Origin of the sequence: Labilibaculum euxinicum (assembly GCF_963678175.1) — a bacterium.
Lineage (GTDB): Bacteria > Bacteroidota > Bacteroidia > Bacteroidales > Marinifilaceae > Labilibaculum > Labilibaculum euxinus.
Window position 1 is genome coordinate 1,776,292 of record NZ_OY782756.1, and the last position, 15,767, is coordinate 1,792,058.

Annotated in this window: 11 protein-coding genes; all 11 read left to right on the forward strand. The window is 36.0% G+C overall.

Features of this window, described 5'->3' with window-relative positions; all coding sequences use genetic code 11:
* Positions 1-199 precede the first annotated feature (199 nt).
* A complete protein-coding gene (locus ACY0M5_RS07480) occupies positions 200-2,380 on the forward strand; it encodes a S9 family peptidase (protein WP_461631322.1) in 2,181 nt (726 codons plus the stop codon).
* A gap of 344 nt (positions 2,381-2,724) precedes the next feature.
* Positions 2,725-5,523 carry a hypothetical protein gene (locus tag ACY0M5_RS07485; protein ID WP_461631323.1) on the forward strand — a complete coding sequence of 933 codons (2,799 nt, stop codon included), beginning with the start codon at positions 2,725-2,727 and terminating at the stop codon, positions 5,521-5,523.
* Positions 5,524-6,615: 1,092 nt separating this feature from the next.
* Positions 6,616-7,521: a hypothetical protein gene (locus tag ACY0M5_RS07490; RefSeq protein WP_461631324.1), complete on the forward strand. Its 906-nt coding sequence runs from the start codon at positions 6,616-6,618 to the stop codon at positions 7,519-7,521.
* A 196-nt stretch (positions 7,522-7,717) separates the two neighbouring features.
* Complete coding sequence (locus ACY0M5_RS07495; protein ID WP_461631325.1) at positions 7,718-8,647, forward strand: restriction endonuclease; 930 nt, start codon at positions 7,718-7,720, stop codon at positions 8,645-8,647.
* A gap of 893 nt (positions 8,648-9,540) precedes the next feature.
* Positions 9,541-9,918, forward strand: a complete 378-nt coding sequence (locus tag ACY0M5_RS07500) for a NifB/NifX family molybdenum-iron cluster-binding protein (protein WP_101311442.1) — start codon at positions 9,541-9,543, stop codon at positions 9,916-9,918.
* A 362-nt stretch (positions 9,919-10,280) separates the two neighbouring features.
* Entirely contained in the window at positions 10,281-12,242 is a 1,962-nt protein-coding gene (locus ACY0M5_RS07505; protein WP_461631326.1) for a GNAT family N-acetyltransferase, read from the forward strand.
* A gap of 120 nt (positions 12,243-12,362) precedes the next feature.
* Positions 12,363-12,902, forward strand: a complete 540-nt coding sequence (locus tag ACY0M5_RS07510; protein ID WP_461631327.1) for a hypothetical protein — start codon at positions 12,363-12,365, stop codon at positions 12,900-12,902.
* An 87-nt stretch (positions 12,903-12,989) separates the two neighbouring features.
* Positions 12,990-13,589: a hypothetical protein gene (locus tag ACY0M5_RS07515; protein WP_461631328.1), complete on the forward strand. Its 600-nt coding sequence runs from the start codon at positions 12,990-12,992 to the stop codon at positions 13,587-13,589.
* A gap of 354 nt (positions 13,590-13,943) precedes the next feature.
* Positions 13,944-14,210 carry a YtxH domain-containing protein gene (locus ACY0M5_RS07520; protein ID WP_124992155.1) on the forward strand — a complete coding sequence of 89 codons (267 nt, stop codon included), beginning with the start codon at positions 13,944-13,946 and terminating at the stop codon, positions 14,208-14,210.
* Between the two features lie 69 nt (positions 14,211-14,279).
* Positions 14,280-14,648: a hypothetical protein gene (locus tag ACY0M5_RS07525; protein ID WP_461631329.1), complete on the forward strand. Its 369-nt coding sequence runs from the start codon at positions 14,280-14,282 to the stop codon at positions 14,646-14,648.
* A gap of 91 nt (positions 14,649-14,739) precedes the next feature.
* On the forward strand, positions 14,740-14,943 hold the full coding sequence (locus ACY0M5_RS07530; RefSeq protein WP_124992153.1) for a hypothetical protein: 204 nt from the start codon (positions 14,740-14,742) through the stop codon (positions 14,941-14,943).
* The last annotated feature ends 824 nt before the right edge of the window (positions 14,944-15,767 follow it).

Below are 15,767 nucleotides of genomic sequence, written 5' to 3' on the forward strand. Positions count from 1 at the left end.
CTACGAATGCTGGATTTGTTGATCCAGCCTTTTCCATTTTTATTCAATCCGAAGTTTTCTTGTTTAGTCTAACTACCTAAAATTCATACTTGTTTGATGATATTCTGCACGGTATCAATTGATGTGACGTTTACTATTTTAATGTGGCATCAGTAAATTGCGGTATTTGACTCAAAACTCAACAAACACTAAAAAAAACATGAAAAAACTGACACTTATTTTATTTGCTCTGTTAAGCCTGACTCTGGTGCAGGCACAAAAGAGTTTCACACTTGAAGATATCACCAATAATGGAACCTTCCGCGCCCGTTCGGTTTACGGATTACGGTCTATGAACAGCGGAGAATCTTATACCGTTTTAAAACAGGGAATTAGAATTGAGAAATTTTCTTACGCTACAGGCGAATCTGAAGAAATAATTTTCGATTTAGCAGAAGTTGGCACTGATAAAATTAAAAGAATAGATTCTTACCAGTTCTCTTCCGATGAGCGTAAGATTTTGATTGCAAGTAATCGTCAGAATATTTACCGACATTCTTATTCAGCAGAATTTTATGTGTACGACCGCGATAAAAAGACTTTGGAAGCTTTGTCGGCAGGCAGACAGCAATTGGCTGATTTTTCACCTTCCGGCGATCAGATTTGTTTTTTTAGAGACAACAATCTCTTTATAAAAGATCTTCAGAAGAAGAAAGAGGTTCAGATTACCTTCGATGGAAAATACAATTACATTATTAACGGAGCGCCAGATTGGGTTTATGAGGAAGAGTTTTCCTTCAGTCAGGCATACCAATGGTCGCCCGACGGCAAACGAATTGCCTTTATGCGTTTCGATGAGAGCAAGGTGAAACAGTTCAATATGACTGTTTTTAAAGGAACCAATCCTGAGAAAACAGAGAATGCCTTGTATCCCGAAAATTATACGTTTAAATACCCAAAAGCAGGAGAAGACAATTCTATTGTGAGTGTTCATGTTTACGATTTGCAATCAGCAGTAACTAAAACAATGGATATTGGAGAAGAAACTGACCAATACATTCCGAGAATGCAATGGACACAAGATCCAAAAGTGTTGAGCATTGTCAGAATGAACCGCCATCAGAATCATTATGAGCTTTTGTTGGCTGATGCAGCAAGCGGAAAATCCAAATTATTGTACGAAGAGAAGAACAAAGCCTGGATTGATATTAACGATGACTTGAGCTTTTTGAAGGATGGAAAGCATTTTATTTTCACCAGTGAAAAGTCAGGATTTAATCACATTTATTTGTACGATTTGCAAGGAAATCCGGTTAGACAAATAACCAGTGGCGATTGGGAGGTCACCCGGTTTTTAGGTTACGATGAGTCAAGCAAACTATTTTATTATCAGGCGGCAGCAGTATTTCCTTTGCAACGCGAAATTTATGCTGCAGATATCAAAGGAAAGAAAACCACTTTGCTTAGCGCGGACAAAGGAAGTAATACTGCAAATTTTAGCAAAGGGTTCAAATATTACATCAATTATTATTCGAGTAATGAGCAACCTACTTTGGTGACTTTGCACAATGCAAAAGGAAAATTGATCCGTACGTTGGAAGAGAACCAGGATCTTCAGAAAAAAATGCAGGAGTATCAGTTGCCAAAACGTGAGTTTTTTAGCTTTACAACCTCCGAAGGTGTAGAGTTGAACGCCTGGATGATGAAGCCGGTTGGTTTTGATAGCAGCAAGGAATATCCTGCTTTACTAACCTTTTATGGTGGTCCGGGCTCTCAGGAAGTATTGGATCGCTATAGTTTCGATTGGTCGGATTATTTGGCACAAGAAGGATTTGTAGTAGTTTGTGTTGATAACCGGGGAACAGGTGGCAGAGGAGAAAAATTCAAGAAGTGCACCTATATGCAAATTCAGAATCTGGAAGCCATCGACCTGATTGAAACAGGAAAGTACATGGCAAAACAGCCTTTTATTGCTGCCGATAAAATTGGCGTGTATGGCTGGAGTTTTGGCGGACAAATGTCCTCTTTGTGCATGTTTCGCGGAGCAGATGTGTTTGCTGCAGGAATTGCTGTTGCGCCGGTAACTACCTATCGTTATTACGATAGTGTTTATTCGGAAAGATACTTGCGCACACCGCAGGAAAATCCGAAAGGATACGATGAGTATGCGCCCATACATTTTGCGGATCAGTTAAAAGGAAAATTCTTGTTGGTTCACGGCACCTCCGATGACAATGTGCACATGCAGAATACTCTGGAGCTGGCCGAAGAGCTGGTTCAACACAACAAAAAATTTCAGATGCATTTGTACACCAACCGAAATCATGGCATTTATGGCGGGAATACCCGTTTGCACCTGTTTGGCATGATGACCGATTTTTTAAAGGAGAATCTTAAGTAAGAACGAGAAAGTGTGATATGCAATCGTGTTTCTTACCACAAAGGAAAACGAAGTGCTGCACAAAGAAAGTGAGCCTGAATGGCTTAAATATTTATAGCCCGTGGCATCGCCACGGGTTAATTGCATCATATAAATCTGTCGCATGAAATTGTGTTGATTAATGAGTTTAAGATTCCTGCGACGGAATTGCACCGCAACCCGGCACGGGAACCAAAAGGAGAAAAGGAAAAGAATCGGTGGCGTAAAGGTATAAAAGCGACCAGCAACTAAGTTTTTTTTTATTTCGTTTGAATAGTAAGTAACTTACATATTGTGTAAGTGAGCTAGTTACTAATCAGTTCGATATGGATGATTTCTACCTCCCCAAAATGAAACGGTTTTTTGGAGTGCTTCTTTTATTGTTGGGCTTTCTCAGCAGCAACAGTCTTATTGCTCAGGAAGACGATGTTTGTATGATGTGCCACGACGATCCTTATCTTATAAAGGAAGTGAATGGTAAAACACAATCTGTATGGGTCGATTTACCTGTAATAACGAATTCTATTCACGGGAAAATAAGCTGTATCGAATGTCATCCTGAAGCTGCAGTAGAGGACTGGCCACATCCTGAAACAATGTTGCCTGTAAATTGTGGAAATTGTCACGAACAGGCAGCAGAAAAGTATAATATGGGTGTTCATGGCAAAGCACATCAAAAACAAGCCAGGTATGCGCCCGATTGTAAGGAGTGTCATGGAAAACACGATATTCTTTCTCACAACAATATTAGTTCGCGAACCTATAAAATGAATATTCCCGTGTTGTGTGGAAGATGTCATCGCGAAGGAGCACCTGTTGCACGAACCTATCAGATTACAGAACACAATATTTTAGAAAACTATAGTCAGAGTATCCACGGCAAAGGATTGTATAAAAGCGGTTTGATTGTTACAGCAACCTGTAACGATTGTCATGGAAACCATTTGATATTACCCCATGCCAACCGGCTTTCGAGCATTTCCCTTAAAAATATCGCAGCTACCTGCATGAAATGCCATGCCCGAATAGAGCAGGTTCATACGAAGGTGATCAATGAGCAGTTGTGGGAAAAAAAGCCGGGAGCTATTCCTGCCTGCACCGATTGCCATCCGCCTCATATTGTAAACATCCAGAATATTGTCGAGAGTATTTCTGATCGTTCTTGTCTGCTGTGTCACGAAAAAAGAGATATTCATAAAATTGTTAAAGGGGATACCATCTCACTTCAGGTTGATGTGAATGATCTTACAAATTGGGCTCATAACAACATTACCTGTGTAAAATGTCACTCTGATGTATCCGCAAAAAAATATCGCCCCTGCGAAACGGCGGGAAAAGTAGATTGTTCCGGTTGTCATGCTGAAGTTGACGAAATATATATGGCAAGCGGGCATGGTGCAGCCTATTTGGAGGGAAAAGAATCGGCGCCCTATTGCACCGATTGTCACGGTACTCATATTGTCAAACCTAAAAAGGATGAGACTTCGCCTGTTTACCGGCTCTCTATTCCAATACTTTGTGGAGGATGTCACCGGGAAAATGGCCGGGCAATTCAGCAAACAGAGCTCAAAGAAGTAGATGCATACCACGACTACTCCATGAGTGTTCATGGTCGAAGCATGATCCAAAAAGGATTGCTTTCGAGCGCTGTGTGTACCGATTGCCACACCACCCATTTTATGCTGAAAGACAGTGACGTGAGATCCTCGGTTTATCCGAAAAATATCCCCGCTACTTGTGGCAATTGTCACAAGGGAATTTACAATGAATACATACGGAGCGATCATGCAATTTCAAAAAACAATGAAGAACAAAAATTCCCGACCTGTACGGTTTGTCATTCGGCTCACCTTATTTCCGAGATCGACAAAGATGAATTTATGCATGAAATTACTCATCAATGTGGCCTTTGTCACAAACATTTGTCTGAAAGCTACATGGATACCTATCATGGGAAGGCCTATCAGCTGGGTTATTTAAAAGCAGCCCGATGTTCCGATTGTCACGGCGCTCATTCCAATATGAATGTGAAGGATCCAAATTCAGCCGTTGGCTACGACAATATTGTGGCAACCTGCCAGAAATGCCACGAAGATGCAAACATGCGGTTTACCGGATTTTTAACTCACGCAACACATCACAACCGCGATAAATACCCGGCTCTGTATTTCACCTTTTGGGGAATGTCCTCCTTACTGATTGCTGTGTTCGGCTTTTTTGGTTTGCATACCCTTTTATGGTTGCCCCGATCCTTGCGCGAACGAAGGCGGAAGAAACTGATGCCTCATTTTGGCAAGGCTGTTTATATCCGGCGATTTACCGAAAGCCAGCGGATTACCCATGTGTTTGTTATTTTAAGTTTTGTGATATTGGCCCTAACCGGTATGATGCTTAAGTTTGCAAATATGCAATGGGCCAGACATTTGGTTGATTTGTTGGGTGGTGTTGAAATGGCAGGTACATTGCACCGTTTGGGGGCCGTAGTTACTTTCGGATATTTTGTTTTTCATCTTTTTTCACTCATTAAAAACAAGAAAAAAATGGGTTTTGGATGGTCGCAATTTATATTTGGCAGGCATTCTCTGCTGTTCAACCGTCAGGATGCTAAAGATTTTTGGGCAAGCATGAAGTGGTTTGTAGGAAGGGGAGGACGACCAAATTACGGGCGATGGACTTATTGGGAGAAATTCGATTATTTAGCCGTATTTTGGGGAGTGGCCATTATCGGTTTTACCGGATTGGTCTTATGGTTTCCCGAGATGTTTACCAAGTTTATGCCTGGCTGGCTGATTAATGTGGCTCAAATCATTCATAGCGATGAAGCTTTGCTGGCAGTAGGTTTTATCTTCACCATTCATTTTTTCAATACGCATTTTCGTCCGGAATCCTTTCCCATGGATACTGTAATTTTTACAGGTCATGTGCTGTTGGAGGAATACAAGGCCGACAGGCCAAGAGATTATGAAGAATTGGAAAAATCGGGCAAGTTGAACGAATTAATCGTCGAAATGGAGATTCCTGAAGAGAAAAGGCGGATTGTGAAAGTATTTGGTTTCTTTTTCCTTTTCGTAGGATTTCTTTTGATTGCTTTAATCATCTATTCCTTGCTTTTTGGATCCAGTTAAATGCCTGATTTTGTAAGGGAATCTAATATAGAAAAGGAGTCAACGCTAAGGAGCACAAAGAATACAGAGTATTAAGGGCTCAAACATCAATAGACTGAGGTAAAACCCTAGGTCTAATGAATCATGAACATCCGTCGCAAAGGAAGTTGACAAACTAGAATTTCTGTTGGCAAAATGCTCCCGACGATCAAATTTGGCTAAAACCACGCGGCAAAATGCTCCCGACGATTAAATTTGGCTAAAACCACGCGGCAAACTGCTCCCGACGATCAGATTTGGGTAAACCCACGCGGCAAATTGCTCTCGACGATCAGATTTGGGTAAAACCACGCGGCAAACTGTAGCCTGTTAATTTATCCAATCCATAAGGTTTGTATAGTCAAGCTTAATGTGATTAATATCGTATTTTAGTAATGATTAATCGATCAATAAAGGTAAACTAGTATCCAATCAAGGAATATGTTGTTGGAGTGCACTTGCTTGAGGGCTCTTTTTTTATTGTTGGTTTTTACAGCAGGTAAGCTCTCGTTAATTGCCAAAGCTGTTTTTGGTGTTCAAATTATCTCTTCTTATAAAAGATCTGTTTGGCTGGCGGGATTTCTTCCTTTTCCCGGTCAGATCTTTCTGTTTGCAAAACAGGCTCATTTGTGCGCCAAATAGCTGTCACGGAAGGGGTGTTGGAGCATACGAAAAAGCAAACCTGTGTAAATGAACAGACAAAGAAGCGAAAGTTTGGTGTGTTTTTCCAGAAAGTAAATAATGTCTTAGCATCTGAAAAGTGCTTAATTTTTTCCTCTTAATTTTAAAAAGAAATAGGGACATAGTACTATTATTAAGTTTATCTTTAACACTTAATTATTTGGAACAAGGGAATCGTTTTGCATGATTCAAGTAAAACAATTGGGATTTACGATTGAAGAAGCGAAAGATCTCTTGCAAAAATAGAAAGTTTATAATATCTGATTTTGAGGGATAGAAGACACAATAACAACAACTTACACAAGACAGCAGATAGGTGATGTAAGACGCATAGCGTCTTATCCACTTGTTGTAGCCATTAAAGCCAACGTCCGAAAATAAAACTAACATTATATGATACCGAAAAAGATTCAAGCACTTTTTGATTTTATTGATTACTTAGACGGTAATAAAAAAGAGTACGTTGAGAAATATTTACCATTATGCGAAGAGTTAATTAAACTCGACACGCAGAGACATAAATTAAAACCTAAACAAAACTATAATGACAAACAAGAATATGACAAAATTAAAGAAATAATTGCGACTAAATTCTCTCCGATTACTGCAAAAATTTATAACCCGATTACTGCAAAATTACGAGAGCTTAATATTTGGACTGGTGATGACACCTTTAATAGTATTTGGAATTCAAACTCAGCAGCAATTATTGATTTTAAAGAAAATTTTAAGCAAGAAGATATACCCGTTGTAATGAAGTATAAGAATAAATATTTGAGTTTTAGAAATGATACAAATACCGATTTTCTTTGTTTGTCGTTTGCTTTTCATGTTTTAGATGAGACATTTAAAGAGTTGTTTGATTTCTTCAAAGACTCAGATAAAAATGAATTCGACAGTTTTGAAACTAAGACAATTGAGGTAGATAGTATTGAAGAAGCATTACATGGATTTTTGAAAGACAAAAAGAAAAATATTAAGTTTTCAATTCCGACAGAAAACATTCTTGCTAAACCAACTGACAAACCAACAAAAAACGAAGTCACAAATATCAAAAACGAGTTATACATGGGAAATAAATATGAAGTTGGAGATATCAAAAACAATAATGGACAAGTTATTATTGGAGATGCAAACGAGACAAAAATGAATAGTACTATAACTGACAAAGGCATTGATAATAATGAAAAAAGTGACTTACCACAAAAAACGTTTAAATGGCAAAGAACAGGAATAATTATTGCGACTATTTTAGCGATAACGACAATTATTCTAATGATTATATTTAACAGTTTATGATTAAAAATTCAATAATGGCTGCTAACATTTTATAAATTCCATGGCGGCCTCAGTGGTATGCAGCGACGGATTCCCGCATGTTTTCCTTGTCCGTATGCGGACAGGAAATCACCCGAAATCCGCCACGTAACTTATGATTTTTCGTTGTGAGTTATTAAAATGAACATTAATTGAGTTAAATAAATACTGGTTCTAGATGAAAATTACAAGAACAACCAACCCAATTCATTTTGAGGATTTAGAACCCATGAGATTTGAGGATTTGTCTTTTAACTTACTTTATCGTCAAAGTAAATGGCATTCCATTAATCATCTTGGACGATCTGGAAGTGATGGAGGAATAGACATTGAAGGAACAGAAATACTTTCAAACAATGATTTAAAAGATTGGATAGTTCAGTGTAAAAGATATAAGTCCTTCAGTCCAGGTGAAGCTGAAAAAATTATTAAAGACCTAAAAAATAAGTATCCAAAAAATAACAACTTCCTACTTATAATTTCTTGTCCTTTTAGTAAAACTGGACATGATAGATTGAAGTCACTTAAAGAAGAACTCAGAATTGAAGAATTAGAAATATGGACAAACTCTAATTTAGAAGCTGAACTGTATCATAATCATCCTGATCTCTTAAATATTTATTTCGGTATTTCCATTGGAACCTCATTTGATTTAAGACTTGAGTTGATTGAAAAAAGGAAAAAATTCAGGAATGATTTAAATAGAGAACTATTAAAGGAATTTGATCCTACCAAACCGATTATTGGAGCCCATAGATTTCAACACAGAAAATTCATTATTCGATCGGTAATGGATGATGATCATGAAACATATCAAGATAACTTCGGTTGGTACAGTTATTTCGGAGTACAGCCATATTACATTGGTGATTTTGGTATAACAGTGAATTTAGAATTAGATTATGGCTACTTAAATGACGATAATGAATTTATCAAAACATCAGATACTGGTAATCGAGAAAAAAGGACTATAATAAAGAAAGGTCATTTACCTTATGAAAACATTTTGACATATGATTTAGATAATGGAGAGTGTAGACCAATGTTTTATTGTGTATACAAAGGAGAAAATGGCCCTTTCGACAAAATAGAATGGGAAGTAGAATAAAAACAACTCACAACACGCGCTCATATAACATAGGCGGGGAGCTGGTTTTCGAAGGTTTAGTGCTTTTAATGAGCAACGGCAAGGTAGCCATTTTAGAATAGTTATAGTTAAATGTAATCCTAAAATAGCTACCTTGCCTTTTTATAAAATTTGAAACATAAATCAACTAAAGCGCCTACTTGCCATAGTGTGCCAAGAAGCAGTACATCGGCATAAAATAGTACTGCATGTTTTATTTGAGATGGTGGAATCGACCCACCAATGTCGCATTTCAGGATGAGGCATCAAACCACCTAAAGGTGCTGAGGTAAAGAGCCATGGTGCTGAGCGTTTAGGAGAATCTGTGCCATGAGCATAGCAGGTGTTAATAGAAGAGATGAACTAAAGTGAACCACTGATGAGGTGTCGGGAAGTGGCAATATTCTGTCAAAAGTAGCAAAGTATGTTATGCGATGAAGAGTACAACGGGAGCCTGTTTATTGGTTGTACGGCAGGCGGGTTATTCCCTTCGGTCATGATCTCCACTTCGTTACGGTACAGGTGGCATGACTTCTATTTAGGCTCAGATAAGGAACTTGGGAAGCTGTTTTATCATGTTAAGTGAAAGGCACAATAAGAACAACTTAGAGGTCAAATAACGATGGATAAAAGCAGTGGCGGATCTATCGTAGTTTCTGTAATGGAGATTGAGCAAAGGGATAGAGTCGTATGGTTTTAGAACAGAAATCAACTCGAATGAGGATGAATCTATGGAATGAAACAAACAGGAAGGTTTTATTCCTTATTTGGAACTAATCTGAGAATCAAAGCCCAATGTTCTAAATAATGTTTTGCTAATTTTAACAAACAAAAGGATAAAATACCTTTGTGTAAAATCAATCAATAAAAAAAAAATGAAAATAGCAGTACCAGTAACAAGCAGCAGAGAAATCGATGGTCATTTTGGTCATTGTGAATTTTACAATGTGTTTGCAATTTCAGAAAATAAGGAAATTGTTGATGTACAAAAGATGGAATCACCACAGGGTTGTGGCTGCAAATCGAACATTGCATCGGTTTTGGCTGAAGCAGGCGTAACAGTAATGCTTGCCGGAGGAATTGGCAACGGAGCAATTAATGTGTTGAACAATTCAGGAATTGAAGTGGTACGTGGCTGTTCGGGTAATGCCGAGGAAGTGGTTAAGCTGTATGTTGCAGGCCTGGTAAGTGATAGTGGCTCGAGTTGTCAGCATACTCATGGCGAAGGAGAAGATCATCAATGCAGTCACTAAAATTCTTTGTTTAAGAAGAAAATTACGGGAGTAGAAAGAACATATTTTGCAGTTTGGCCGGCAACATACTCAAAAATCAGTTTAACGATAAAGTAGCTGTATTTAAATAGCGGTCAATGCAACTGTTTTTTTTAATTAAAGAGGTTTATAGTCAGTGCTGTAAACCTCTTTTTTGTGATGGAACAAGTGCCGTTTATACAATGTCTTTTTAACAGATTATACAAGTGAAAATATTTGCAAAATTGCAAATCTTCAATCACTTTTATTATTTAATTTGTAGTAGTAAATGTGATTTGTATTTAAATTAAGAAGTAAGATTAGTCCATTATTAATCAGTGTTATAAACGACTGTAAGAAGTGTTATGAATGTTAAGATAAGAAAGTCCGACATCAATGATTTTAATTTTTTAGTAAAATTAGAAGAGGAGTCTTTTCCTGCTTTTCAACAAAGTACAAAGCAGAGTATCAAGCATGGTATTCAAAGTGATTTTCAGGAGATATTAATCGTTGAAACAAAGGATAAGAACAGAGCGCCGATTGGAGCTTTGGTTTTGTTTAAATACAGTAAATCATTACGCATATATTCTATTGCTATATTGCCCGAATACCAAAATCTGGGATATGGTGATTATTTACTTAAACATGTATTTGAATTTGCCAATCGTCAGAATTATGAAAAAATATTGATTGAAGTAAGTACCAGAGACACAAAACTAATAGACTGGTATAAGCAAAGAGGATTTAATTCTTTTGAAAGAATAGCTGACTATTACGGCGAAGGAGAGGATGCTGTGAAAATGGAATTTAAAACCAATATTGCTTCATGTTCTCATAAAACAACCAATATTATTGTAATTAACCAACCTTATAAATGGACATTCCCAGATATAAATGCGAAGATTATTACCGTTAAAGAATATATAAATAATCCAGTATATCAGACAAATACAGATTTCAGAATCTTTAACTTGTGCAGCAGTTATAAGTATCAAAGTTACGGTTATTATGTTTCTTTACTTGCTTCGGCCCGTGGGCAGCGGATTATACCAAGTACGATTACGATTCGTGATTTTCGTATCGTGAACGTGATTCATTCCATTGCTTATGATATTGAGGAATACACCAATAAATCACTGCATAAGGAGAAGGGAAATACTTTTTCCTTACATGTTTATTTTGGACAAACAAATACCAAAGGTTATAATGCGCTGGCGGCTAAGCTTCATCAATTGTTCGAAGCACCTTTGTTCAAAGTGGATTTTATTAAGCATGATGAAAAATGGATTATTAAAAAAGTACAGGTTTTAACCCTGAATAAGGTGGCAGAGCAGGATTTAAATTCGGTGTATGAATTTGCCAAAAAGTATTTCAATAAAAAAAGATTTCACAGCACTAAACTGGTTAATTACAAGTATGATATAGCTGTACTTGTAAATCCTAAGGAAGAGAATTCACCTTCTTGCCCTAAAGCATTGCAGAAATTTAAAAGTGCGGCCAATCGCCGAGGATTATATTTGGAGTTTATAACAAAGCAGGATATTGATAAAATAAATGAATTCGATGCTTTGTTCATTCGGGAAACAACAAGTGTAAATGATCATACTTATGAATTTTCGCGTACAGCTTATGCCGAAGGTTTGGTTGTTATTGATGATCCCTGGTCTATTTTAAGGTGTTCCAATAAGATTTATCAGAATGAAATATTTAAGAAGCATAAATTATTAACGCCTGAAACAGAGGTATTCACCAAGAATTTATTTGACCCTAAAGTTTTGAATCAAATGAATTATCCTTTGGTGTTAAAACAACCCGACAGTGCTTTTTCATTAGGGGTGATAAAGGTTGAAGATAAAGTTGAAGCCCGTGCCGAAATAAATAAGCTTTTTAAAATTTCGGATATGGTTGTTTGTCAGGAATTTCTTTACTCCGACTTCGATTGGCGAATTGGAATTATTGATAATATGCCACTGTTTGCTTGCAAATATTACATGTGTAAAGATCATTGGCAAATATACAATTGGAAAGGCGAAGAGGAAGATAAAACGGGTAATTCCGAAACTGTCAGCATCGAATCGGCTCCTGAAATTGTGGTGCAAACAGCCTTAAAAGCATCAGCTTTAATAGGAGATGGTTTGTATGGCGTAGATTTAAAAATGATAGATGGTAAAGTTTATGTTGTTGAGGTAAATGACAATCCAAATATCGATGATGGCATTGAGGATTTTGTGTTAAAGGATCAACTGTACGATACAATTATCGATTCGATATATCAGCGAATAGAGATTGCTAAAAATGTGCAGCGAATAGATTTCAGACGAAAATAAGCATCAAAAAAAACAGGTTATTGTGTTTGTATTGATATAAATTGGAGACTATGTTTTTCGCTTCTATCTTGATGTTTACAAATTCAATAAAAAATAATATGAATCAAAAAACAGATTAAAATGAAAACAAAATTTTTGCTGATCATTCTGTTCATTGTCTGTACTATATCAGGCAACTGTCAGCAATCGCCTAAAGGGTATTTTGAAATTTCGGTTGATGATTTGATTGCTAAGGCAGATCTATACGAAAGCAAAAATGTTGAGGTCATTGGACTTATTGTGCACATGTGCGGAGTTGATGGAAAGAAGATGAAATTGAAATCTCCAAGTGGTGCAATTTTAAAGATTGTGCCTAATGATTCTGAGGAAAGTTTCGATCCGGCATTTAAAAAGCAATTGGTTTGTGTGCAGGGAGTGGTTGAAATCACACGCATAGAAAAGGCTTATGTTGACAAAATGGAAAAAGAGGGAACATTGCTTTGTCATATTGATCATACTCCATGCAAAGACAAACCTTGGGTGAACAATAAAATTGAATCTGGTGAGGATATTGAGATAGTAAAAAAAGACATTGCTAATCTTAGAGAACAATTGCAGGAAAAGGATTATATCAATTTTGTTACTATTCGTTCCGTGAAAGTGAAATTGTTAGACGAATAACTTAATAAACCATTATTCCCGTTTAAAAGATATGAAGCGTCTATGACAAGGATATTTTGACACACAGGAAGATAATTCTATAATCATATGAAAAATAAGAAAGAGGATAGCATATTGCAAACGGTAATTAAAGGACCGTCCCACGGTTATACTGATAATTATTCAATCAGGGAAATGTGGAATGAGATTGCAAATGAGCATAACGGTGAATCTAGAATAAGTCATAATTCTGGATATGAATTAGAAATTCAGACTGTGAAGATTCCTTATAAAAAATGGATTTTTACGATCACTATCTCCGATACAAGACCACTTAAAATTAGTACCGCAGGATTTCCACTGCAAGAATTTGAATTGTTGATAAGCTGGGAGGATTTTATTGAGAGAATTATCAAGAAATTTGGAAAGCCGGAGATTGAATTGGGTAATCCAGACTTTGATAAAAAATATTTAATTAAAAGTGATCGGCCTGAATTGGTTGTCAATATTTTCACTCCTGAAGTCCAAAAAATATTCCTTAAAAACAACATTTATTCTTTTTCATATCAAACAAAAAGAGAATGCGAAAAAGCCGAAATTCTAAGTGTAATTAGTCGGAAAGTTGAGGATAAAGAATTGGTTAAAGAAATAATAAAAGCACATCAACTGATTATTGATAATCTGGAAGCATTAAAGGTTTTTAAGTAAGTATTGAATTATAAAGCGTTAATTAAAAGGTTCATTTTTGAAGAAGTGTTTTGAAATGCAGACTAATGAAGAAAGAGAGCCGGTTTCTTCTTTCAATAAATACTCAAAAGATTAAAAAAAAATACAGGAACTGTCTATATGCCAATATCATCGCGATATTGGCATATTTTATATGTAAAATCCAATGTGTAGATAGTTTTTAATAGTATGATCGGACAAAATATACTTATAAAAAAATTGCCTGATGCAGAATGAAAAAATTGACTACTGAAGTAAAAATCCTTAACTTGATATAAGGTGTTATACATCAAATCTTTATAATATATTTATTGTTTCATTTTAAAATTTTATGATATGTCAAGTACAGGAGGAATTGTTGCGGGCTTGCTAGTTGGCTGTGCAATTGGTGTTGGTTTAGGTGTTTTATATGCTCCCGATAAAGGGGAGGTAACCCGTAAAAAAGTGAAAGCGAAGGCAAAAGAAAAGGTTGAAGAATTAGATGCTGTTTTCGATAAAAGTGTAGAAAACATGCGTGTTAAAATGGACGAACTAATTGTGGCGTTAGAGAAGAAATTAGAAGACTTCAGAAGAAAAGAAAAGGAAGAAGAAGAATTAGCATAATTCTTTCTGACGTCTGTTTGTTATTGAAATCAAATTATTGAAGTTTCAGTTTGCTAAAACAAAAAGATATTGGGAAAAATCGCCGAACAGTTCACACAATTAAAGGAGCTGCTTATTGAGTATTTCGATTCTAATGTTGAATACTATAAGTTTGCTGGTTTCGAAAAATTAATGCGCTTCGTTGTTGCCATGACGTTTGCTGCTGTGTTTTTCATATTGCTTATGCTTGCATTGTTTCTTTTTGGATTTAGTGCTGCCATATGGCTGGGCGATTTGCTGGGAAATGAAGCTGCAGGTTACCTGGGCATAGGTTTCTTTTATCTCTTTTTGTTGTTATTGGTTTATCTTCTTAAAAAAAACCTGATTGAGCGCCCATTGATCAAATTCTTTCATCGATTCCTTTTCAAAAAGGAAAATAAAAATAATGAACCAAGCTGAATTCTATCGATTCTAACGCCAAAGCTATGGGTTTATTATTCCAGACATTTCACAAATTACGGTAACACTGTAAAAATAAAATAGATACTAAATGAAGCGCTTTCGGTCACTTAAGGATATTGAAAAAGAAAGATACCGCCTTTATCTGGAAAAGGAATTGGCTGGTTACAAGCTGGAATATTTTTTTCGAAATACCAGAAAAAATTTTAGTGCTGAAAATTTTTTGGAGAACAGTGTTGGAAATTGGTTTGGAAGAACGATTGGACGATTCATCAGGAAAAAAACCAATCCTTAAATTTCCATAGAGGGAATACTCTGGAAAGAAAGGAGTATTACTAAAAAAAACGCAGAAAAATCCGAAGTAAAAAGTGATTAAAATTGGAGGCTGTTGAGAAATTAAATATCAATAGTCTCTTTTTTTTTGCAGAATAGTAGATGGAAACTAAGAAAGAGGGATCGGATATTTTGTCTCGAATTAGGCTAAAAGCAAAGGGTGCAAAGCTTTGCATAAAATTATTTTCGGTTTATTTTATCTGTTTTTTGACAATTGAAAGTTACATTTAATCGCAATCGCTGTAAAAATTATAAGTATTGATAATCAGTGCTTAATGGCAGTTATTTAGATTATTATCAGATTAAAAAAAGCAATTGGGAATCGTAAGATTTGCAAATAAGGGATTTTTCCTCTTATATTTGTCGCATAGATTTGTCAACGTAATCAGATCGAAAGAGAGATTGTAGATGTTCGTTGACAAAATTAAAAACAAATTATGAATCTTTAGAGGTTCGAATCAACAAAAAGAATATGCAATTTAATTCAGTAATTATTATTAGCGTCATTATTCGCGTCCTTCTGGACACGATTCGAGGCTGAGCATATTTAAATTAAACGAATTTAATTTTACAAAATATCTAAGGCCTCTTCAAAACGAAGGGGCTTTTTTTTTGATCCGGTTATTGTATGTTATCATTTAAGGTAGTCATTATCGTCATTATTATTTCAATTGTCATTATTAGAATGACAAGGAAGGAAAGCGTGCACAGACAATAACTTTCGATAAAACGAAATTATTAGCGCTCTTTCCAACGAAAGGGCGCTTTTTTTGACGCAAACTGAAA